22 protein-coding genes are annotated in these 21141 nt (G+C 57.0%); 16 read left to right on the plus strand and 6 right to left on the minus strand.

The window, feature by feature from the left end; translation table 11 throughout:
• The 4 genes from QP442_RS06020 to QP442_RS06035 form a co-directional block, all read right to left on the minus strand.
• Complete coding sequence (locus QP442_RS06020; protein WP_219585197.1) at positions 1-531, minus strand: PTS sugar transporter subunit IIA; 531 nt, start codon at positions 529-531, stop codon at positions 1-3.
• Between the two features lie 137 nt (positions 532-668).
• A complete protein-coding gene (locus tag QP442_RS06025; RefSeq protein ID WP_006681213.1) occupies positions 669-899 on the minus strand; it encodes a glucose PTS transporter subunit EIIB in 231 nt (76 codons plus the stop codon).
• Between the two features lie 169 nt (positions 900-1068).
• Entirely contained in the window at positions 1069-1899 is an 831-nt protein-coding gene (locus tag QP442_RS06030; protein ID WP_006681212.1) for an HAD family hydrolase, read from the minus strand.
• A 69-nt stretch (positions 1900-1968) separates the two neighbouring features.
• A complete protein-coding gene (locus QP442_RS06035; RefSeq protein ID WP_181002086.1) occupies positions 1969-2913 on the minus strand; it encodes a ketopantoate reductase family protein in 945 nt (314 codons plus the stop codon).
• 200 nt (positions 2914-3113) lie between these two features.
• On the opposite strand from QP442_RS06035, the gene QP442_RS06040 reads away from it, so the two are divergent.
• The 7 genes from QP442_RS06040 (at position 3114) to QP442_RS06070 (ending at position 10218) form a co-directional block, all read left to right on the plus strand.
• On the plus strand, positions 3114-4130 hold the full coding sequence (locus tag QP442_RS06040) for a glycosyltransferase (RefSeq protein ID WP_103632055.1): 1017 nt from the start codon (positions 3114-3116) through the stop codon (positions 4128-4130).
• A 150-nt stretch (positions 4131-4280) separates the two neighbouring features.
• Positions 4281-5423, plus strand: coding sequence for a UDP-galactopyranose mutase (glf, locus tag QP442_RS06045; RefSeq protein WP_006681209.1), 1143 nt, complete (start codon positions 4281-4283; stop codon positions 5421-5423).
• A gap of 166 nt (positions 5424-5589) precedes the next feature.
• Positions 5590-7212, plus strand: a complete 1623-nt coding sequence (locus QP442_RS06050) for a sodium-dependent transporter (protein ID WP_006681208.1) — start codon at positions 5590-5592, stop codon at positions 7210-7212.
• A complete protein-coding gene (locus QP442_RS06055; RefSeq protein ID WP_006681207.1) occupies positions 7209-7370 on the plus strand; it encodes a MetS family NSS transporter small subunit in 162 nt (53 codons plus the stop codon). Before QP442_RS06050 ends, QP442_RS06055 begins: the two co-directional genes overlap by 4 nt.
• Before the next feature lie 386 nt (positions 7371-7756).
• Positions 7757-8269 carry a hypothetical protein gene (locus tag QP442_RS06060; RefSeq protein ID WP_006681206.1) on the plus strand — a complete coding sequence of 171 codons (513 nt, stop codon included), beginning with the start codon at positions 7757-7759 and terminating at the stop codon, positions 8267-8269.
• Between the two features lie 18 nt (positions 8270-8287).
• Complete coding sequence (locus QP442_RS06065; RefSeq protein WP_285069697.1) at positions 8288-9346, plus strand: quinone-dependent dihydroorotate dehydrogenase; 1059 nt, start codon at positions 8288-8290, stop codon at positions 9344-9346.
• A complete protein-coding gene (locus QP442_RS06070) occupies positions 9343-10218 on the plus strand; it encodes a TrmH family RNA methyltransferase (protein ID WP_285069698.1) in 876 nt (291 codons plus the stop codon). The genes QP442_RS06065 and QP442_RS06070 overlap by 4 nt, the downstream gene beginning before the upstream one ends.
• Positions 10219-10324: 106 nt before the next feature.
• On the opposite strand, the gene QP442_RS06075 is transcribed toward QP442_RS06070, so the two are convergent.
• Positions 10325-10918, minus strand: a complete 594-nt coding sequence (locus QP442_RS06075) for a DUF3043 domain-containing protein (protein ID WP_006681203.1) — start codon at positions 10916-10918, stop codon at positions 10325-10327.
• 101 nt (positions 10919-11019) lie between these two features.
• Here QP442_RS06075 and QP442_RS06080 point away from each other — a divergent pair, with 101 nt between their 5' ends.
• The 6 genes from QP442_RS06080 to trpD all read left to right on the plus strand — a co-directional run bounded on the left by QP442_RS06080 (position 11020) and on the right by trpD (position 16428).
• Positions 11020-12396, plus strand: a complete 1377-nt coding sequence (locus QP442_RS06080) for a M20/M25/M40 family metallo-hydrolase (RefSeq protein ID WP_103631890.1) — start codon at positions 11020-11022, stop codon at positions 12394-12396.
• Positions 12393-13379: a glycerate kinase gene (locus tag QP442_RS06085; protein ID WP_219585191.1), complete on the plus strand. Its 987-nt coding sequence runs from the start codon at positions 12393-12395 to the stop codon at positions 13377-13379. Before QP442_RS06080 ends, QP442_RS06085 begins: the two co-directional genes overlap by 4 nt.
• Positions 13380-13492: 113 nt before the next feature.
• Complete coding sequence (gene erpA / locus QP442_RS06090; protein ID WP_006681200.1) at positions 13493-13846, plus strand: iron-sulfur cluster insertion protein ErpA; 354 nt, start codon at positions 13493-13495, stop codon at positions 13844-13846.
• Positions 13847-13859: 13 nt separating this feature from the next.
• A complete protein-coding gene (locus QP442_RS06095; protein WP_219585190.1) occupies positions 13860-14855 on the plus strand; it encodes an FKBP-type peptidyl-prolyl cis-trans isomerase in 996 nt (331 codons plus the stop codon).
• 119 nt (positions 14856-14974) lie between these two features.
• The gene (locus tag QP442_RS06100; RefSeq protein ID WP_006681198.1) at positions 14975-15370 is read left to right on the plus strand and encodes a response regulator; all 396 of its coding nucleotides are present in this window, start codon (positions 14975-14977) and stop codon (positions 15368-15370) included.
• Positions 15367-16428: an anthranilate phosphoribosyltransferase gene (gene trpD, locus QP442_RS06105; RefSeq protein WP_179369719.1), complete on the plus strand. Its 1062-nt coding sequence runs from the start codon at positions 15367-15369 to the stop codon at positions 16426-16428. The genes QP442_RS06100 and trpD overlap by 4 nt, the downstream gene beginning before the upstream one ends.
• 148 nt (positions 16429-16576) lie before the next feature.
• Here trpD and QP442_RS06110 read toward each other — a convergent pair whose 3' ends face one another.
• Complete coding sequence (locus tag QP442_RS06110; protein WP_219585189.1) at positions 16577-17323, minus strand: 3'-5' exonuclease; 747 nt, start codon at positions 17321-17323, stop codon at positions 16577-16579.
• 49 nt (positions 17324-17372) lie between these two features.
• Between QP442_RS06110 and QP442_RS06115 the strand changes: the two genes are divergently transcribed.
• From QP442_RS06115 to QP442_RS06125, 3 genes are all read left to right on the plus strand, one after another.
• Positions 17373-18191 (plus strand): lysophospholipid acyltransferase family protein, encoded by an 819-nt coding sequence (locus tag QP442_RS06115; RefSeq protein WP_179369717.1) that lies wholly within the window; start codon positions 17373-17375, stop codon positions 18189-18191.
• A 125-nt stretch (positions 18192-18316) separates the two neighbouring features.
• On the plus strand, positions 18317-19534 hold the full coding sequence (locus QP442_RS06120) for a pyrophosphate--fructose-6-phosphate 1-phosphotransferase (RefSeq protein ID WP_179369716.1): 1218 nt from the start codon (positions 18317-18319) through the stop codon (positions 19532-19534).
• 8 nt (positions 19535-19542) lie between these two features.
• Positions 19543-20958, plus strand: coding sequence for a class II 3-deoxy-7-phosphoheptulonate synthase (locus tag QP442_RS06125; protein ID WP_179369715.1), 1416 nt, complete (start codon positions 19543-19545; stop codon positions 20956-20958).
• Positions 20959-21141 lie beyond the last annotated feature (183 nt).

A 21141-nucleotide genomic window follows, 5' to 3' on the forward strand; every position in this document is an offset into this window, starting at 1 on the left:
CTAGAGCTCCCAGCAGTCGGCGATTGCAACCCCGGCTCGAACGAAAGTCCCCGGCTTGACCAGCAATTTCATGGACACATCGGGGCGCAGAGCGATGACGGGAACAATCACGGCAAGGCCAGCACGGCGCGCAATGCTACGGTCCCACGTGATTAAAGGTGAGCCGGCTTTCACCGCATCGCCCTTAGAAGCGTGGACGGTGAACCCTTCACCCTTCAAGTTCACTGTATCGATACCAAGGTGAACCAAGATTCCTGTGCCCGACCGATGCTTGATCGCAAAAGCGTGCGGGTGAAGCGAATGAACTGTCCCCGAAATTGGAGCGTTCGCGATAGAGAGCGAGTCAGCACTCGCGCCAGCATCGCTCGTGCTCGCACCCACGTCAGCAACATCAATGGTTGCACCCGCGCCTTCGCTCTCGGGCACAATAGCGAAACCAGGCCCAATAATCTCTTGAGAAAACACAGGATCCGGCACGGCGGAAAGAGCTTCGACCGTGCCGGAAAGTGGTGCGTAGATCGTGAACGTCATGGAAGTAGATGCGTGATCTTCAACGAATGAGGTGCGCGGTCACCGCGTGGTGCGGGTTCGCGCCAAAGAAGGAACGAACTGTGCGCAGTGAACCGCAATCATTGTTGCGATGATGCCAGCTTCGATAATCGCGTGGGTCACTTGAGCTTTTCGATTTCCTCGACGATGGTTTCGGTTTCGGGGCCCATGACGACCTGCACCGAGTTTGCGACGGTGACAACACCGAATGCGCCCGCGTCAGAGAGGGCTTTTTCGTCGATCTTGTCTTCATCCGTGACCTCTGCGCGGATACGAGTGATGCACGCTTCGATCGTCTTAATGTTGTCCCAGCCACCGAGGGCTGAAAGGATGTCTGCTGCCTGACTCATGTGGGCCTCCTCAAAACACCGCAAATAGGGCATATGTCACATTTAGTTTAGTTTAGCGTGCTTTGGATGAATGTGCCCTGTTCATCGCGCATTAAGTGGGGAAAATGCTCACGTGGTGAGCGCGGCTTCGTCCCTTGGGTGAGATGCAGAAAGGACGAGGTCGCGACCACTAGATCAGCGCCAACTTTTCGAAGGCGCGGGCCAAACCGTCTTCTTCCAAGGTGGCGGTTTCGAACGTTGCGGCTGCGACGATTACGGGGTCGGCTCCGCCCATTGCGACTGACCTTCCAGCCACCTGCAGTGCTTCAAGGTCATTCATGGAATCGCCGATGGCGATGGTGTGAGCGATGTCGAAACCAAGATGGCGAGCAGCCAGCTGAATGCCAGTGCCCTTCGAGATTCCCTTTGGAGTCACCTCAAAAACCAGAGTGTTACCTGCGGGAATAGAGCCGGGGATGACGTCCATCGAGTCGGGGATAAGGGAGCGAACCTGCTGGTAGGTCGTGTTACCTGCTGGGATGTACGCCGTGCACTTCGCTGATGACTTCGGAAGACCCTCGCCAAGATAGGGGGCGATGGACTCGGCGTAGGGAGCCCAATCCTGGGGCTTCATTCCGGCGGTTTCAAGGAACATCTCCATGAATCCCTCGGAGGGGTGCATGGCGTCCGACCCCTGCCAGATCCACATTCCGTCAAGCTGACGCCACACATCGGTGATCGGTTCGATCAGCGCGGGGTCAACGCGTTCGTCCAGCAGGACTTCCTGGCCGACGCGCACGTAGCTTCCCGCTCCCGCAACGCACCCTGAAAAACCGAAATCCCACAGGTAGGGGTAGATTTCCGGGATCGAACGACCCGTGCACATGAACAGGGTGTGGCCGCCTTCGACGGCTTGCTCGCACGCTTGACGGGCGGATTCGGGGACCGTTTGGTCTTTGCCGATCAGGGTTCCGTCAAGGTCAAGGAAGATTAACTGGGCTGAAGAGGAAGCAGACGTCATGGTCCTTAGGATATCCGGTCGCTCAGACGCGATGCTCGAACGACCGTGTGAAGTAAGAGTGCAGGAGGGCTAGGAAGCTAGACCAACGCGACCACGCTTGGCATGCAAGCGCGCGATGGTCACAATCAGGCGCTGTAACGGAACATCAATTCCGGCAGCGTCAGCTTTCGCCACAAGAGCTCCGTTCAGGTACTCCAGTTCTGACAGTTTTCCTGCAATCAGGTCGCGTTGCATCGACGAGGTCGAGGCTTCCGGGTAGCTATCCAGCTCGCCGACGATCTTTTCGCAGTCCTCGTTGGTCAAATCAACGCCGCTGGCGCGCGCGACCGACTGGACCTCTTTCACGGACTTTGTCCAGAGAGCGTGGGTTTCGTCGAAGGAGCGTATTTCGCCGACGGTCGCGTTTGCCAGAACGTTCACGCCACCCATGGTGCAGATGACCGCGTACTTGTACCAGAGGTCGTGTGCGATCGTGGGGGACATGTGCGCATCAACGTCGTTGGCAAGCAGTGCGTCCTTGAATTCTTCGAGGATCGGGTACGTTCCGTCCAAGCCAATCGGTGCACTGCCGATGAGCATCTTTGGTCGGGCACCGATCTGACGGACCTCGCCCGGGCCGTCGATGAAGGCAACGATGAAGGTGACGCACGGTAGTGCGTGCTCCGCTCCGAAGCGTTTTGCCACCATGTCGGGCGCAACGACACCGTTCTGGAAGGTCAGGACCAGCGTGTCCGGGCCGATCATCTGCTGGCAGTTTTCCAGCGATTCTTCGAAGTGAGTGAGCTTGACGGTGATCATCACCAGGTCGCAGACGCCTACGCCCGTGCCGTCGGTGGTCACCGATGCGGGGTGGTAGGTGCGCGAACTGGATTCGGTGTGAACGATCAAGCCCCTGTCGCTGATTGCTGCGACGTGACGGGGAGTGGTGACGATATGAACCTCGGCGCCCGCATCCATGAGAGCACCTGCGTGGTAGCCGCCCACGCCGCCGGAACCAATAATTGCGATCTTCATGCTTCGATAGTGGCACGTTTGCGGGTGCGCGTCACCGGTTTGCGAAAAATTCTCAACTGTTAACACTCGGCAATGGTGATTTATGCACGAGGCCACGCATCTCTTCCCAGGCGCCTGCGTCTGATAGGGGGCGCGATATGCGTAACGCTTCAACGACTATGCTTAATGCATACCCGCCTGACATCGATCAAGGAAAGCTCATGTCCGCCCAGCCGTTGCTGTCTGTCATCGTTCCCTCGTACAACTCGCAGGACTATCTGGATCGGGCGCTTGCGACCCTCGTTGACTACAACGATGAAGTGGAAGTATTGATCGTCAACGACGGCTCAAAAGACAACACCGGTGCGCTTGCTGATCAGTGGGCTTCAAAGTATCCGACCTGCGTGCGGGCTATCCACCAGGAAAATAAAGGCCATGGTGGCGCAGTCAATGCCGGTTTGAAAGCTGCCACGGGCACACACGTTCGCGTCGTCGATTCTGACGACTGGGTTGATCGCGCGGCAATGAACAAGGTGCTTGACGTTCTTCGTGAAGAACGTGCGAACGGGCGTGAACTGGATCTTCTGGTCACTAACTACGTCTACGAAAAGCAGGGCAAAGCGCACAAGCTGATTGTCCGCTACCGCAACGTCCTGCCACAGGGACGCACAATTGGCTGGGAAGACGTTCGTAAGTGCCGTTACACGCAGTACCTGATGATGCACTCGCTGACCATGCGCACCGAACTTGTCCGTCAGTCCGGTCTGGTCATGCCCGAGCACACGTTTTACGTTGACTTCATTTACTCCCACACGCCGTTCCCGCTGATTCGCACGATCCGCTACCTTGACGTCGACCTGTACCGCTACTTCATTGGTCGCGACGACCAGTCGGTCAACGAGCCCGTGATGATTTCGCGCTTGGATCAACTGATGCGCGTCAATCGTGAGATGGTGAAGGCTATTCCGGACCCGGACACGGTTCCGGCCAACCTCTATAACTACATGATCCACTACCTGCGCATTAACTGCGTGGTCTGCACAATCATGGCTGTTCTGTCGGGAACTGACGAGCACCTGGCGATGAAAGACCAGCTGTGGAAGGACCTTGAAGACGTAAATCCCGTCGCGGCCAAACGTGTTGAGTCCGATCTTCTGGGGCGAGTGATTCGCATGAAGAATGAATGGGTTCTGCGAAAAGGCTATGGGATTGTCCGAGCGCTCATTGGCTTTAACTGACCGGGCTTGCCCGTTCTGGTCGTTCTTTGTGCTCTGACAACGTGCTGTTGGCCGGAAGACTGCGTTCTTGCCACTAAACTGGGGGGAATCTGCATTGTGGGCGTGCGCGGTTGACACACGTGCTCTTGCCTGTGTGAAAGGACCGGTTGTATGGATCTTGTCGTTGTTGGCTCCGGATTCTTCGGACTCACGCTTGCGCGTCAGGCAGCCGAACTTCGCGGTATGAACGTGACTGTCGTCGAACGCCGTGAGCACATCGGTGGCAACGCATGGTCATCAGTTGATCCTGAAACTGGTGTTGAAGTGCACCGATACGGGACGCACCTGTTTCACACGTCAAATGAACGCGTCTGGGATTACGTCAATCGCTTTACGGCGTTCAACGATTACCAGCATCGCGTCTACACAAACCATCAGGGCGTTGTTTACCCGATGCCGATCAACCTAGGGACGATCAATCAGTTCTTCAATGCGGCCTACGGGCCAGACGCTGCTCGAGCGCTTGTGGAAGAGCAGGCGTCAGAGCTCGGTGGTAAAACTCCTGAGAATCTGGAAGAAAAGGCGATCAGCCTGATCGGTCGCCCGCTCTATGAGGCGTTTATTAGGGGATACACCGCGAAGCAGTGGCAGATGGATCCGAAGGATCTGGATCCTGCAATCATTTCGCGTCTTCCCGTTCGTTTTACCTACGACAACCACTATTTCCGCGACACCTACGAGGGGCTTCCCGTCGACGGCTACGGAGCATGGCTGACCCGGCTGGCTGATCATCCACGCATCACAGTGAAGACAAACACCGATTTCTTCGATGATTCACACGAATTCTCCAAAGAGCGCACGGTTGGTCAAACCGGTGTTGTGTACACGGGTGCAATTGATCGCTACTTCAATTACCAGGCAGGCGAGCTGAAGTGGCGAACCCTTGATTTTGAGACCGAAGTCGTCAATACCGCTGACTACCAGGGGTGTTCGGTGATGAATTACGCCGATGAAACCGTTGCCTACACGCGCATCCACGAGTTTGCTCACCTGCATCCTGAACGTGACCGGACGGGTGCGACGAACACAGTGATTATGCGCGAGTTCTCGCGCTTCGCCACTATTGATGACGAGCCGTACTACCCGGTTTCAGCGCCGACCGACAGGCAGACTCTGGCTACCTACCGCGAGCTTGCGACGCAGGAGGACAAGGTTCTGTTTGGCGGGCGACTTGGCTCGTATCAGTACCTCGATATGCATATGGCGATTGCGTCGGCTTTGACCCGTTTTGATGAGGTTGTTTCGCGCTGGTAAGGCGTGTACGCCAAGTCCGACTTCAGCCCTGAGGCGAAGGCGACGAAGATCCTGTCAAACGTTTAAGCGACCAATGTGCGCCTAGGTGTCTATCTGGTGGACATTTTGCCGGCACTTTATGCGTGGCCGTTACATTGAATGGAAATCCTGTCTATAGGGAGTACCCATGTCAACTCAAACACCTACGGCCGAGCAGCCGGAACGCAAGGATACCTGGACCGGTCAGACCGGCTTCCTCCTTGCCGCGATCGGCTCCGCAATCGGTCTGGGAAATATCTGGCGTTTCCCCGGTGTCGCCTACGCAAATGGCGGTGGCGCCTTCCTTGTTCCTTACCTTGTCGCGCTGATCGCAGTCGGTATTCCGATGCTGTGGCTCGACTACTCGCTTGGCCACAAGTTCCGTGGTTCACCGCCGTGGGCGCTGCGTCGCTTGAAAGCCGGTGGCGAGTTTATCGGCTGGTTCCAGGTTCTGGTTTGCTTCGTGATTATGGTGTACTACGGTGCCGTGATCGCATGGGGCGTTCAGTACATGATCTACTCGGTGAACCAATCGTGGGGCGATGATCCTCAGGGGTTCTTCCTGAATGACTTCCTGCAGACCGTTGATGGTGAAACCTTCTCATGGAGCCCCGTTGCAGCCATCATGATCCCGCTGGCACTCGTGTGGATGTTCGTCCTTCTGATCATCGGCCGTGGCCTGTCCAAGGGCGTTGAAGCAGCAAACAAGGTCTTCCTTCCGTTGCTGGTTGTCCTGTTCCTGGTCATGGTTTTTCGCGCAATCTTCCTCAATGGCGCGATCGATGGTCTGAACGCATTCTTCACTCCGCAGTGGGGACAGTTGTCCGACCCGCACGTGTGGCTCGCAGCCTTCTCACAGGTCTTCTACTCGCTGTCCGTGGGCTTCGGCATCATGTTGACGTATGCGTCCTACCTGAAGCCGAAGACGAACCTGACCGGCACCGCTCTGGTCGCAGGTTTCGCGAACTCCTCGTTCGAAATCCTCGCCGGTATCGGCGTCTTCTCTGCTCTTGGTTTCATGGCAGCATCGCAGGGTGTGGGCGTGAATGAACTGGAAGGCCTGACTGGCCCGATCTTGTCCTTCGTGACCTTCCCGCAGATCGTTTCGATGATGCCCGGTGGTTCGTTGTTCGGCGTCTTGTTCTTCGCTTCCTTGGTGCTTGCCGGTATTACCTCGCTACTGTCGCTCCTTCAGGTTGTATCCGGCGGTCTGCAGGATAAGTTCGGTTTCTCGCCGGTTAAGGCCTCCATGGTCCTCGGCGTTCCCGCAATGATTATCTCCCTGTCTCTGTTCGGTACCCGCTCGGGTCTGAACAACCTGGATATCGTCGATACCTTCATCAACAACATCGGCGTCGTGTCGACCGCTGTTTCGATGGCAATCTTGGTAGCGCTCTTCGCTCCGCGTTTGAAGGGCCTGCGCACACATCTGAACTCAGTGTCCAGCGTCAAGGTGCCGAAGGCTTGGGAAGCGCTGGTCGGCGTCATTATCCCCGCAGTGCTGATCTTCATGCTCTTCTCTGCGATCGTCGGCTACATCCAGGAAGGCTACGGTGGCTACAAGACCAGCTTCGTCCTGATCTTTGGTTGGGGCTCGGTTGCGTTCGCGATCATCGTGTCTGTAATCCTGACGCTTTTGCCCTGGAGTCATCACAGCGTCGATGCAGCTACGGTTGCTCACCTTGTTGAAGAAGACGAAGACGCTTTGGTTAATGCGACCGTTTCCGGCGCCGAAACCGCTGAGGTAACCCGTGAAGGAGGTGCATCGTGAGCGCAGCTGCAACCGTCATGTTCCTTGTGACGATCCTTCTTGTGTGGGGTGGCCTTGTTGCCTCCGTCGTGCTTCTCCGCACCCTTTCAGTTCCCGGGGACGAGGCCGAGGCTCCAGCTCAGTCGCTAGACCCGAAGGGCTCGACAACAAGCGAATGATGAAGCCGTGGAAGTGCCTTGCGTGGCGTTTGGCTTGATCGACGGCGGTGGCCGGTGATGACTGTTCATCACCGGCCACCGCCTTTATTGCATTCCACCCGAGTTTTGGATTAATACCCAAGGGGGGCTAATGCCCGAATTGTGTGTCTTTTTCCGGGCGTGTCGGGGTGCTTGAGCGGCCTGCCCAGCCTGTGCGGATATCTAGGGATCCGTCTTGGTATGTGGGGGTGTAGTCGATGGCGTTGTCGTATTGGCCAGTCCTGGGGAGTTATCCACAAAAGTGATGAAGGGGCACTTATCCACAGAAGCGAGGGAATGAAGATGCGCCCTCAGCCGGTTCGGCGTTCAGTAAAAGCAGTCGTTTTCAACGAAGAAAGGATTGCATGATGACGCTGAATACTCTTCAACCAATGTCGGGCTATGAGGGACTGTACGGTCCACGCCATTGGGTTCACGAAACGGGGCTCTATGAACTGTTATCGCCCTATATGTGTCTTCCCGCTTTGAGCGATGATTTTGCACGTTTTGACATGATCGGATCCCACGTTGCTGGTGAGCTTCTGTCCCTGCTTCCCAAAGCAAACCTGGAAGAATCACAAAACTCCGGACCACAGGTGTGTGACCTATTGAAAGCGTGCGCGAACAATCGGGGAGTCTATTTGAGCGGATACGTTGTGTGTGCACCTCGTTTTGACGAACGGATCAGCATTGATGGAATCTATCTTCCTTCCACACCCGACTGCTCTGCGCAGGCTCCATATGCGCGTTCGTTGGCGTTATGTTGGCCGATTCTTCGTGAAAAATACGGGCTGACCAGCGCTCAAGGGGATCCTGATGAATTCCTCTTAGTCCCCACCGATTTTCAATCACGAAATGGGTGGTGGATATGGTGGGACTGAAACACATAGGCTTAAGGCATGATCCGTCAGACGTACTCGTGGTTGTTTAAAACGTTCATTTATCGCATCGATCCTGAGATGGCTCATCATTTGGGTATCACTGCCATTGAATATGCAGGAAAGTGTGCACTTACTCGCGGTTTAATGCGAGCGACGATCGGTCACTTTGACGATATCGATGTTGATTCGCTTCCAGAGCGTCGCAAGGTTTACATTGGCAGGCGTCTTGTACGTCACCGCCTGGGTCTTGCAGCAGGAATGGACAAAGATGCGTGTGCGGTTCTTGGACTGACTGCTTTGGGCTTCGGATTCGTCGAGGTCGGTACGATCACCCCGAAGGGCCAACCTGGCAATGAGGGACCTCGCTTGTGGCGTCTGATGGAATCTCAGGGTCTTCGTAATCGCATGGGATTCAACAACGAAGGTGCCGATGCTGCGGGTGAGCGCTTGAAGAAACTGCGTTCAACAAAAGCGGGTCGCAACGCGATTGTTGGTGCCAATATTGGGAAAAACAAGGTGACTCCCGCCGAAGAGGCCCCGGCAGATTACGAATACTGCGCTCGCAAGCTTTCACCGTGGGTTGATTTTGTGATCGTCAATGTGTCTTCTCCGAACACTCCGGGGCTTCGCGATCTTCAATCCGTTGATTCGCTTCGTCTGATCCTGCAGGCAGCCCGAAAAGGTTGCGAGGAAGCCACGGACCGTCCGATTCCTCTGTTCGTCAAGATTGCTCCCGATCTGGCTGATGAAGATATCGTCGACATCTGTGCGCTCACGCGCGAACTGGGTGTGGCTGGTGTAGTCGCCACGAACACGACCATCAACCACGATCTGGGTGATGGTGGTGTATCCGGAGCTCCATTGCGTGAGCGTGCCCTGGACGTTGTACGCCTTGTTGCCTCGAACCTCGATGATGAGCAGATCCTGATCGGAGCCGGCGGAATCTTCACTTCGAACGATGCGCGCGCCATGCTGAGTGCAGGTGCCGATCTTGTCGAAGCCTTCACCGCGTTCATCTACGAGGGGCCATCATGGCCGGGTGAAGTGAACAGGGAATTGGCGAAGGTGCGTCCGTGATTATTCCTCTTCAATCGGCTGATCTTGACCAAGATCCTCGTCTGGCCGATTACACGAAGCTGAAAGACGTCAAGCTTCGTGCCGCTCTTGAACCCGAACGCGGACTCTACATGGCAGAGTCAACGAACGTGATTATGCGTGCCCTAGAAATCGGTCATCATCCGCGGTCATTCCTTATGGCTGAAAAATGGATGAGTGATCTTGCTCCGCTGATCGAGAAGGCAACGGGGTCGCCCGACGGGGCAGACATCCCGATTTTCATGGCGGACGAGGCTCTTTTAGAAACCATCACCGGTTTCCATCTGCATCGGGGCGCATTGGCAGCGATGCAACGCCCGGTGTTGGAGTCAGTCAGTGATCTTTTGAAAACTGCCCGTAACGGTGAGTCAGCACGTCGCATCGTCATTCTTGAAGACCTCGTTGATCACACGAATGTCGGTGCAGCTTTCCGATCCGCGGCCGCTCTTGGCGTCGATGCTGTTCTGGTGACGCCCAGTTGCGCTGACCCGCTCTATCGGCGATCGGTCCGAGTCTCAATGGGCACGGTCTTTCAAGTGCCGTGGACTCGCATGGAAAAGTGGCCCGCAATGGATGAACTACACGATGCTGGCTTCCACGTTGCAGCACTCGCACTGTCTGACGACTCAGTCAGCTTGGACGAGTTTGTTGAATCCGACGCTTGCACCGTGCCAGACGCCAAGATCGCGATGGTCATGGGAACAGAAGGCGACGGATTGAAATCGCGCACTATCGCGAACGCTGACACCGTTGTGCGTATTCCAATGGCTGGGGGAGTCGACTCGCTGAACGTCGCAGCAGCTTCCGCAGTCGTATTCTGGGCAACTCGCCATGTCGGCCAGGCGGCCTCGTAAAACACAAACGAGGAACCACCATACGCAATCGGCGAAGTGGCAGAAGCGATACTAAAAAGTCGAGGCCAGCGGGCGTGACCTCGACTTTTAAACGGAAGTAACCGGGTTACTTGATCTTCTTTTTACCCGGGAATTCACCACGCGCAACCTGCGGACGAGGGCTACGCCAACGGCGAGCCATGATCATGCGCGAGAAGCAGTAGTACCACGAACGCGCTGCAATCTGATCGTTCGGGTAGCGCTCGCCGATGCGACGCTTCAGCGTGCGCCACACAACAACGCCTTCGATGATTGAGATCAGGAACAGGCCGTAGAGCGCGACAGTCACCGAGATCATCATGATGCTTGTGACGTTAGCTGGAAGCGAACGGATCAGGGAAACCCCCATCATCGCGATCAGGAAGATCACCATCACGGGAAGAAGGAACTCAGAGAACGACCAGCGTGCATCGACGTAATCGCGGATGAAACGACGCACGCGACCCTTGTCTCGGACGGGCAGGTAGCGTTCGTCGCCGGTCTCCAATGCCATCTGCTCACGCTTGAACTGCGCATCGCGCTGGGCACGTGCCTGACGCTTTGCTTCCTTACGATCAGCGGGAACCAGCGGGTGAGAATTACGCGCCTGAGCGTCCTTCCTCTTCGGAGTGGGACGTCCCTTCTTGCCGGTCGTTTCGTTTTGCTTTTCGGCTTCGGACACCTGTAATCCCCTTTGAATGCCAGTGATGGGTGCATGAAATACGTACACAGGCTAACTGATGAAAGCGCCAAAGGCTCATTTCGTCCAGTAATGTAAGAGTCATGTCTGAAACATCTGCACTCGCGCCGTCGCGAGATGAACTCAATTCTTTGCTCGATTCCTCCTTCGATTCTTTCCTTGATGAATTGAAGACTTTGGTTGCAATTCCTTCGGTTTCTTCCGATCCTGCGCACCAGGAAGACCTGGCTCGTAGCGCCGCACACGTGTGTGAGCGCTTCGCATCGCTTGGTTTTGACGCTGAGGTTCTTCGCGTCACCACGCCCGAAGGCGTGGAAGGTAAGCCCGCCATCGTGGCGACCAGCCCGAAGGTTGAGGGCGCACCGACGGTTCTGCTTTACGCTCACCACGATGTTCAGCCGACCGGCGATGTGTCCCGCTGGGCATCTGACCCGTTTGTTGCCGAGGTTCGCGGGGATCGCATCTACGGTCGAGGCACCTCGGATGACGGTGCCGGCGTCATCGTTCACTTCGGTGCGATGTCGCTGTTGAAGGATCGCCTGCCGGTGAATGTTGTTGTCTTTATCGAAGGCGAAGAAGAAATCGGTTCCCCGTCGTTTACGACCTTCCTTGAAACCCACAAGGACAAGCTGAAGGCTGACGTCATCGTCGTCGCCGACTCCGATAACTGGAAGGTCGGCGAGCCCGCCGTCACCTCGACCCTGCGTGGCAACTCCGTGTGCACCGTCGACCTGACTGTCGCTGACCACGCGGTTCACTCCGGTATGTTCGGTGGCCCGATGCTGGACTCGGTGACCTGCGCTGCCATGCTTATCTCGTCCCTGTACGACGAGAAGGGCGATCTGGTTGTCGAGGGTCTTGGTGGCTCCGATAAGGCTGACGTGGATTGGCCAGAAGATGAGTTCCGCGCAGCGGCTGGCCTGCTTGACGGCGTTCAGCTTGCCGGTAGTGGCGATCTGGCCGCCCGCGTGTGGACCAAGCCCAGCGTTTCCGTCATCGGTTTTGACGCGTGCCCCGTGTCGAACTCGTCGAATACGATAGCTCCGCACACTCGCTTCCGCCTGTCGATGCGCGTCGTCCCGGGCAAGGATCCGGTTGAGGCCATGGATCGTCTTATCGAGCACCTCGAGTCGCACGCACCGTTCGGCGCCCACCTTGAGATCACCCGCAACGAAGCCGGAAACGGCTACCAGGCGGATATGGATTCACCCGTCACGAAGCTTCTGCACGAGGCCCTGTCGGATGCGTGGGGCGTGAAGTCTGTAAACATTGGTGTGGGTGGCTCGATCCCGTTCATCACCGACTTCCAGCGCCTGTTCCCTCACGCTCAGGTGGTCGTGACCGGCGTTGAGGATCCGCTCACGAACGCGCACTCCGAAGACGAGTCGCAGTCGATCCCGGACCTGCGTGCAGCGATTCTTGCTGAAGCACTGCTCCTGACGCGTCTGCCCCAACTGTGAGTTCAACACTGGTCATCGCCGGGCACTGGACCGGCGGTGACCCCGCATACCCGTCAACGCTGGCTGCTTTACATGCCTGCGCTGACGGGTTTAGCGCGCGCAAACCCGACTGGAATATTCGCCTTGTTCCTTTTGGAGCTGGCGTTGCCTTCACCGAAGCACTCGCGCAAGCGCAGGCCACCGGCTGGGCACCGATCGTCGTTCCCATCCACGAAGAATCCACGTTCGACGCGGGCCAGCGCACGCTCGATGCCCTTGACGGCGGGCTCACCCCGCTTATTGAAGGCGCCCATTCGATTGACGTTGACTGCGGATTCGGGTTTTTGAGCGCCCTATCCAACGTCGATTTGAGCGATGGTCCGGATCTTGAAGACCGGCTGCGACGTGCGCTCGATACTGCCCGCGCCACAATCGCCGGTCGTGATGTGGTGGTCGCGGCCTCGTCGATGAGGCCACTGCTGGGACTGTCATCCGTGCTGGCGCTCGGCGTCGACCTTGAGGCGCGCACATCGCAAAACCTTCAGCTCACTTCGATGCTGACCCGTGTTCTTTCAACGAAAGCGAAGCGTAACCTTTTGGCGTCCCCCACGGGGGACGAGGCCGCTCCCACCAACTGGGGCACGGCTCCCGGATCCGGTGCAGCCGGTGGAATCGGCGCGATTGTCGGTGCACTGGGGGGACGAATTGTTCCCACCGGCCAATTCTTGCGTGCCATTTGCGACCTTGATTCTGCGCTCGCAGATGCGAACCTCGTCATCGTCGCCGAACCGCGCTTACATTCACCGTCGCTCGCTGACGCATCACTGGATGTGATCACGGACGTGGCGGGGCTTTACGCTTTACCGGTCGTGGCACTCGCAGCCGAATCATCACTTGCCGCGCACGAACGTGCCCAGTGGGGTCTGCATGGGCAATTCCTTACCGATGGGGCGCTCACCCTGGGTGAAGCTGGAGAACGAATCGCGCGCACGTGGGCGCGATAGACGGTTAGTTTTCTCACCCGTAGCGTCCACGCGCGCCCCTGCCGTGGCACAACGCGACGAACGCACGTACTCTAAACAATTGTTAATGACTTTTTTCAAACGAATGGAGCATCATGTCTGACACCGGCATCGAAGCACCCGCACACGAAGTGACGTTGACGGACGTTGCAGTAGCCAAGGTGAAGAGCCTGCTCGAACAGGAAGGTCGCGACGACCTTCGCCTGCGCATCGCCGTTCAGCCCGGTGGTTGCTCCGGCCTGATCTACCAGCTCTACTTCGATGACCGTTTGCTCGACGGCGACGCCGTGCGCGACTTCGACGGTGTTGAGGTTGTCGTCGACCGCATGTCGGTTCCGTACCTCACCGGTGCAACGATCGACTTCGCAGACTCGATCGAACGTCAGGGCTTCACCATCGACAACCCGAACGCGCAGAACACCTGCGCATGTGGTGAATCCTTCCACTGAGCCGAAAGCAAACATGAAGATTATGCATAAGGCGGCCACAGCCGTCCTCACCATCACCGTTTCCCTTGGTCTAGTAGCGTGTGGTTCTACTGACGCCCCGCAGTCTGCCTCACCCCAATCGGGTACATCAATCCCCGAGGTTGAACGTGACGGCGACTTCAACTTCCCGGCAACAACGGGCGGATACGGTGAAGACACTGAAATCTCCGCCGGCGAAGGCGACGCTCCGACCGACAAGGTCTACGTCAAGACCCTCGTTCAAGGTGACGGCGCTGAAGTTCAGCTCACCGACACCGTCTACGTCAACTACGAGCTCGCTCTCTGGGACGGCACCAAGGTTGAGTCCTCCTTCGAAACCGGTAAGCCGATCGCTTTCGCTCTGAACCGGGTGATCCCCGGATGGACCTACGGCCTGGCGACCCAGCACGTTGGCGACCGCGTTGAGCTGGTTGTTCCCGCAAACTGGGCGTACGGAGACAAAGATTCCGCATCGATTCCCGCCAACTCCACGCTGATTTTCGTTGTCGACCTGCTTGATTCCACATCGAACGTTTCTATTGATGAGGAAAGCCTGAAGAACGCTACCGCTACCGGTAACGAACTGCCCGCCGGCATCAGCGTTGAAGGTGCCCCAGCGGTCGAACCTACTCTGTCCTTCACCGAAGGAAGCGCTGCCCCCACCGAAGACGCATCGATTGATATCTACACCGGTATCGGTGAGACCATCGAAGACGGCGACATTGTTCTCTATCGCGGTTTGGGTGCCCCGTTCGGTGATGCCTCTCAGATCCAGTCGACGTGGTCTGACACCACAAACAAGTACACCGCAGATGCTGCCGACCTGAAGGTGGTAGGGAAGACTGTTGGTACTCGTTTCCTGTACATCGCCGGTGCAAGCGCAGCTGCTCAGCAGTCTGCCCAGTCCGGTGCTCAGTCGGACTCAACGCAGACGACCACCCCGAAGGTTTTCGTTCTGGACGTTATCGGAGTGATGAAGGCACACCGATAGTCTGACGCAACTCGTTTGAGTGGGCGGTTCACCAAGCGGTGGATCGCCCACTAGCGCATACAATAGACCCGGTTAAAAATTTCGAGGCCGTACAGGCATCCAACCATTGGGAGAAGATCGTGAGCGAAATGACCGCACGCATCCTGGTTTTTAGCGCCGACATTGATAAGCGCCATGCTGTTGTCAACGGTGTTGGTATCCGTGCTGCGAAGGATCTGCCGACCATCGAATGGTCCGAAGCTGCAACCCCCTTCGGCACCAAGGAACTGGTGGAAAACAACGATTTCGATCTTCTGATCCTCGATGCTGAAACCACCAAGGAAGGTGGTATGTCCGTCGCTCAGGAACTGAAGAACACGGTAGAGAAAGTTCCGCCGATCATCTTCCTGACCGCACGCCAGCAGGATTCCTGGCTTGCTACCTGGGCGGGCGCTGCGGCAACTATTTCGGATCCCCTTGATCCGATCGAGTTGCAGGAAACCGTTGCAGACCTTCTGCGCAAAGCGCGCCAGTGAGTCAATCTTTCGAATGGGCTCGACTGATCGCCGACATCATCTCGGGTAAGGACCTGGATTACGACAGCTCCTACTGGATGATGGACCAGGTGATGAGTGGCGAGCTTGGCGAATCACGCCTGGCATCCTTCCTGACCGCTATGGTCATCAAAAAGCCAACGGTGTCCGAGATCCGTGGTCTTGCCGACGCTATGCAGGACCACGCGGTCAGCGTTGACCTGCCCACCGATGCTCTTGATATTGTCGGTACGGGTGGTGACGGCTACAAGACCGTCAACATTTCGACCATGTCAGCAATCGTTCTGGCATCCCTTGGTACTCCGCTGATCAAGCACGGTAACCGCGCCTCGACCTCCCAGTCGGGGAGTGCCGACGTGATGGAAGCCTTGGGTGTGAACCTGAACCACGAGACCGAGCACATGCGCGAGATCTTCGATGAACTGAACATCGCGTTCCTATTCGCGAACAAGGTTCACCCGTCGATGCGTTTTGCCGCTCCTGTTCGTCGTTCCTTGGCGTTCCCGACAGCATTCAATATTCTTGGCCCGCTGACGAACCCCGCGAAGGTGACCTCGAACGCGATCGGCTCGTCGAATCCGACGAATGCTCGCCTGATGGCCGGCGTTCTTGCTGATCGTGGCGCGTCTGCTCTGGTGTTCCGAGGCAAGGAAACCGGCTTGGATGAACTCTCTACGGTTGACGTGAATGAGATCTGGGAGATCCGCGACGGCGAAGTCACTCATAGCGAGTTCGACCCGACCGAACACTTCGACATGGATCCTGCAGCAATCGGAGACCTTCGCGGTGGCGACCCAGACGATAACGCTGTTGTCGTCCGAGAAATCCTGCTCGGCGGTGGCCGAAAGGCTGTTCGTGACGCGGTTGCGCTGAACACCGCGGGTGGTTTGATCGCATACGGCAAGGCTCAGGGAGTGCGTCCTGGCGATGGCTCGCTGGTCGAGCGTTTCGGCGTTGGTATCCAGATGGCACGCGATGCCATGAATGATGGTCGTGCCATGAATCTGCTGAACCGCTGGATCGAACTCGCGTCAGCCTGAGTTGTGCTCATCGTGCACCTTGGTGCGATGAAGAATGTACGAGGCCGGGCGGACAATATCAGGTGTCCGCCCGGTTTTTCGGTTCTGTCGCCTTACCTTGTGCTTTGTTAAAGGGAAAGCTCAATGATGTGCCTCGTACCCCGACGTGCTAGTAGGCACTCAACTCTTCGCCTGGCGTCGACAAGAGAGCAATATCGTCGCTGCTGGTCACTCCCATGTCTTCGAGTATGCGCGTAAGCCCGTCCAGTACATGCAACGTCATGTAGGAATCAGCCAAAGCACGGTGTGCTTCCACTACGGGAGCATCGAAATAATCGGCTAGAGCACCCAGGCGATGACTGGGAACCTCAGGCTTTGGAAGCAGAATCCTGGCAAGAGTCAACGTGTCGAAATAGGGCAAAGGTCGCCATTTAAGACCTGTCTGCTGGCATGCTCTCAGCAGGAAACCGCGATCGAAAGGAACGTGCTGAGCAACGAAAACCTGCGCGGGATCACCGTCGTCGATCCACGTCAAGAACTGGGGGAGGACCTGGTCAACAGTCGGAGCGCCCTCCACGTCTTCATCGGTAATACCTGTCAAAGTCGTGACGATTTTAGGGATAGGACGCAGTGGGTTCACCATCGACTGGAAAGTAGAAAGTACCTGGCCGCCGCGGACTTTAAGCGCACCAATTTCGGTGATCTGGTCATCGTTGCCAAGCCCCGTCGTCTCAAGATCAACGACAACGTACGTCGTATCAGCAAAAGACAGCCCACTGATTATGGGTGATGCGCCGTCGCGTATCTGACGTACTTGGCTCAGACACGTGCGCACCTGTGCAACGATATTCGCACGCCTGTCCGTTGAATCTGAGATAGCGTCGTTGCCTGCCAACATATCGCGTGAAGTGGGCATAGAGTTAAGCATAGTTCGTGTTTTCACCTTCGAACCTCGTGGAGGGGCCGTGGCGTTCTACCAAGCATTGAAGGCAACCGGAAGTCCGATCCTGAAGGCGGCATACAAGCCGTGGATTCGTGGCAAAGAGAATATCCCGACCTCCGGGCCGGCAATTCTTGCCTCAAACCACAACGCGGTGTGGGATTCTGTCTTCCTGCCAATGATGCTCGACCGTGAGGTCGTCTTCATGGGTAAGGCCGACTACTTTACGGGTACCGGTGCAAAAGGCTGGGTCACGAAGGAATTCATGCGCGCCGTTGGCACAATTCCCGTTGATCGTTCGGGCGGTCGCGCATCCGAAGGTGCTTTGAAGGCCGGTCTTGACCGCCTCGCCAGCGGTGAACTCTTCGGCATCTACCCCGAAGGAACCCGTTCGCCCGATGGACGTCTCTACCGCGGTAAAACGGGTGTTGCTCGACTTGCTCTGCTGTCCGGAGCCCCAGTTATTCCCGTCGCGATGATCGGCACGCACGCTGCTCAACCGATCGGCCAGAAAATCCCGTCGCGTACCAACATTGGCATGGTCATCGGCGAACCCCTGGATTTCTCCCGTTACAAGGGTCTCCACAAGGATCGCTTCGTCCTGCGCGCCATCACGGACGAAATCATGTACAACCTGATGCTGCTCTCGGGTCAGGAATACGTTGACCTTTATGCAGCAGACGTGAAGGCGAAGCTTGCCGCCGACGGAAAGTTCGACGGCCCGGTTCCCACGAATGGTCGACCCGGCCCCGGCGGGCGTACCGCTCCGATCGTCGAGGTACCTCATCGCCCCGAAGAAGAATCCAGAGAAACTGATCCTCACACGGGTGAAAACGCAGAATAAATGCGTGTGCACGCCCGTCCATGGGACGGGCGACCCCCATACCAACTCCACTGTGGCTTTAAACTAGTGGTGTTTGAGGTGCGTGTCGTCCGACCGCACTTGTTCCAACGCTGAAAGGTGTTTCCATGTCGGTTCGTCGCGTCGCTCTGCTCACCGCCGGTGGCTTCGCTCCGTGTCTTTCTTCCGCTGTTGGTGGCCTCATTGAGCGCTACAACGAAATCGATCCTTCGATCGAGATTATCGCGTACCAGAACGGCTACCACGGTCTGCTGACCGGCAACTTCGTCGTCGTTGACGAAGAAGCTCGTAAGCATGCTGGCGTCCTTCACCGCTTCGGTGGCTCCCCGATCGGTAACTCGCGCGTCAAGCTGACCAACGCGAAGAACCTCGTCGAGCGTGGCCTTGTCGCCGAAGGCGAAAACCCGCTTGAAAAGGCTGCTGAGCAGCTCCGTAAGGATGGCGTTGACGTCCTGCACACCATCGGTGGTGACGACACCAACACCACGGCTGCAGATCTTGCTGCCTATCTCGAAGAACATGACTACCACCTGACGGTCGTCGGCCTGCCCAAGACGATCGACAACGACGTTGTGCCGATCCGTCAGTCCCTGGGTGCATGGACCGCCGCTGAAGAAGTCTCCGAGTATGCACAGAACGTCATCGGCGAGCACCGCTCCAACCCCCGTATGCTGATCATCCATGAAATCATGGGTCGGCACTGCGGTTGGCTGACCGCTGCTGGTTCGCTTGAGTACCACAACTGGCTGAAGACCCAGGAATGGGTTCCCTCCATCGGCCTGTCGAAGGAGCGCTGGGACATCCACGCTGTCTTCCTACCCGAAATGGCACTCGACATCGACGCCGAGGCCGCCCGCCTGAAGAAGATCATGGACGAGCAGGGCAACGTCAACATCTTCCTCTCCGAGGGTGCCGGCGTTCCTGAGATCATCGCTGAAATGGAAGCAGCTGGCGTTGAGGTCCAACGCGACCCCTTCGGACACGTCAAGCTCGACACCATCAACCCCGGCCAGTGGTTCGCCAAGCAGTTCGCATCCAAGATTGACGCTGAGAAGGTCATGGTCCAGAAGTCGGGCTACTTCTCACGTTCTTCGCGTGCAAACGCTGAGGACCTGCGCCTGATCAAGTCCATGACTGATCTTGCTGTCGAATGCGCTCTCAAGGGCGAATCCGGCGTTATCGGCCACGATGAAGAAAACGGTGACCGTCTGACCGCAATCGCCTTCCCGCGTATTGCCGGTGGCAAACCCTTCGATATTTCTCAGAAGTGGTTCCTCGACATGATGGCCGAGATCGGCCAGGAAGTGAAGCCCGCTGCACAGTGAGTTTTCCTATGAATCCCGGTCGCGGCACGCCACGGTTCGCACAGTACCCGGCGTGCCGCGACCCGGAGAATCTCGTAGCTCCAGAAGCCGGTACGGACGCGCCGTGGGACTCATGGCGTAGCCGTGAAGCCCTGCAACAACCGACTTACCCGGATGCGCAGGCAGTCGAAGACGTAACAACAGCGTTGCGTCGCCAGCCACCGCTTGTGTTTGCTGGTGAAGTGGACGATCTGCGGACCTGGTTGGGAGTTGCGGGACGCGGTGAAGCCTTCGTCCTCACGGGTGGAGACTGCGCCGAAACCTTCGCAGAATCCACCGCTGATCACCTGCGTCTAAAGATTCAGGCGCTTCTTCAGATGGCGGTTGTCCTGACATACGGTGCTTCGCTTCCCGTTGTGAAGATTGGTCGTATCGCCGGACAATATGCGAAACCGCGTTCTTCCGACATGGAGACCCGCGACGGCGTGACTCTTCCGTCGTACCGAGGAGACGCGGTGAATTCCTACGAGTTCACGCCCGAAGCGCGTATCCCGGATCCGGATCGTCTTCTTCAGACGTACCACCATGCTGCGTCGACGCTGAATCTGATTCGCGCCTTCACGAAGGGTGGTTACGCTGACCTGCGCATGGTTCACCACTGGAACCGTGGTTTTACGCAGAACCCCGCATACGCACGCTACGAGTCGTTGGCTGAAGAGATCCACCGCGCCGTCCAATTCATGCAGGCTGCCGGTGTTGACTTTGATTCACTGCGTGACGTTGATCTGTATTCGTCGCACGAGGCACTTCTGCTTGAATATGAGTCAGCAATGACGCGTATCGACTCGCGTAACGGCTTGCCCTATGACACATCTGGTCACTTCTTGTGGGTAGGGGAACGCACACGTGATCTTGAAGGTGCTCATATTGAGCTTCTTGCACGTGTGCGTAACCCGATCGGCGTCAAGGTTGGTCCTACAACGACCCCCGACGATCTGCTTGGATTGATGGATCGATTGAATCCCGAAGGGGAAGAAGGACGTCTGACATTCATCACTCGCATGGGTGCAGGTACGATTCTTGAAAATCTTCCTCCGTTGCTGAGCGCTGCGAAGGCTGACGGTCGCCCCGTCACCTGGATTACCGATCCCATGCACGGCAATACGATCACCTCGTCGACCGGATATAAGACGCGTCGCTTTGAAACGATCATGGAGGAAGTGAAAGGCTTCTTCGATGCCCATGATGAAGCAGGAACCGTCCCGGGTGGCATCCATGTTGAACTGACCGGTGACGATGTCACCGAAGTTATTGGTGGTTCAGCAAAGCTTGACGATGAGTCGCTTCAGAAGCGCTACGAGACCCTGGTGGATCCACGTTTGAACCACCAGCAGTCGCTGGAAATGGCATTCCAAGTCGCAGAGTATTTGCGTCGCGATCTCTAAATCTTAGTCCCGATACAACAAGGCCGTGCCCGCACAAGCATCGTATTGCTTGGCGGGCGCGGCCTTGTTCTGGTGGCTTTGGTCGTCTGTGGCGATGGTGTGGGGGTTGCGTGGAGCGGACCCCGTTTTTGGGCGCTTTCCTGGTTGTGTTCGTGTTCTTGGACGGGGGCATGGTGTGACGTG

The sequence above is a fragment of the Pauljensenia sp. UMB1177 genome, from assembly GCF_030217965.1.
GTDB lineage: Bacteria > Actinomycetota > Actinomycetes > Actinomycetales > Actinomycetaceae > Pauljensenia > Pauljensenia turicensis_A.

Excerpts from the sequence above, each read along its gene's own strand:
- QP442_RS06050 (WP_006681208.1), top strand. The coding sequence starts at position 5,590 with ATGTCAACTCAAACACCTACGGCCGAGCAGCCGGAACGCAAGGATACC.
- QP442_RS06080 (WP_103631890.1), top strand. The coding sequence starts at position 11,020 with ATGTCTGAAACATCTGCACTCGCGCCGTCGCGAGATGAACTCAATTCT.
- QP442_RS06095 (WP_219585190.1), top strand. The coding sequence starts at position 13,860 with ATGAAGATTATGCATAAGGCGGCCACAGCCGTCCTCACCATCACCGTT.
- QP442_RS06125 (WP_179369715.1), top strand. The coding sequence starts at position 19,543 with ATGAATCCCGGTCGCGGCACGCCACGGTTCGCACAGTACCCGGCGTGC.
- QP442_RS06040 (WP_103632055.1), top strand. The coding sequence starts at position 3,114 with ATGTCCGCCCAGCCGTTGCTGTCTGTCATCGTTCCCTCGTACAACTCG.
- erpA (WP_006681200.1), top strand. The coding sequence starts at position 13,493 with ATGTCTGACACCGGCATCGAAGCACCCGCACACGAAGTGACGTTGACG.
- QP442_RS06065 (WP_285069697.1), top strand. The coding sequence starts at position 8,288 with ATGATCCGTCAGACGTACTCGTGGTTGTTTAAAACGTTCATTTATCGC.
- QP442_RS06025 (WP_006681213.1), bottom strand. The coding sequence starts at position 899 with ATGAGTCAGGCAGCAGACATCCTTTCAGCCCTCGGTGGCTGGGACAAC.
- QP442_RS06110 (WP_219585189.1), bottom strand. The coding sequence starts at position 17,323 with ATGCCCACTTCACGCGATATGTTGGCAGGCAACGACGCTATCTCAGAT.
- QP442_RS06060 (WP_006681206.1), top strand. The coding sequence starts at position 7,757 with ATGACGCTGAATACTCTTCAACCAATGTCGGGCTATGAGGGACTGTAC.
- glf (WP_006681209.1), top strand. The coding sequence starts at position 4,281 with ATGGATCTTGTCGTTGTTGGCTCCGGATTCTTCGGACTCACGCTTGCG.
- QP442_RS06030 (WP_006681212.1), bottom strand. The coding sequence starts at position 1,899 with ATGACGTCTGCTTCCTCTTCAGCCCAGTTAATCTTCCTTGACCTTGAC.
- QP442_RS06035 (WP_181002086.1), bottom strand. The coding sequence starts at position 2,913 with ATGAAGATCGCAATTATTGGTTCCGGCGGCGTGGGCGGCTACCACGCA.
- QP442_RS06020 (WP_219585197.1), bottom strand. The coding sequence starts at position 531 with ATGACGTTCACGATCTACGCACCACTTTCCGGCACGGTCGAAGCTCTT.
- QP442_RS06120 (WP_179369716.1), top strand. The coding sequence starts at position 18,317 with ATGTCGGTTCGTCGCGTCGCTCTGCTCACCGCCGGTGGCTTCGCTCCG.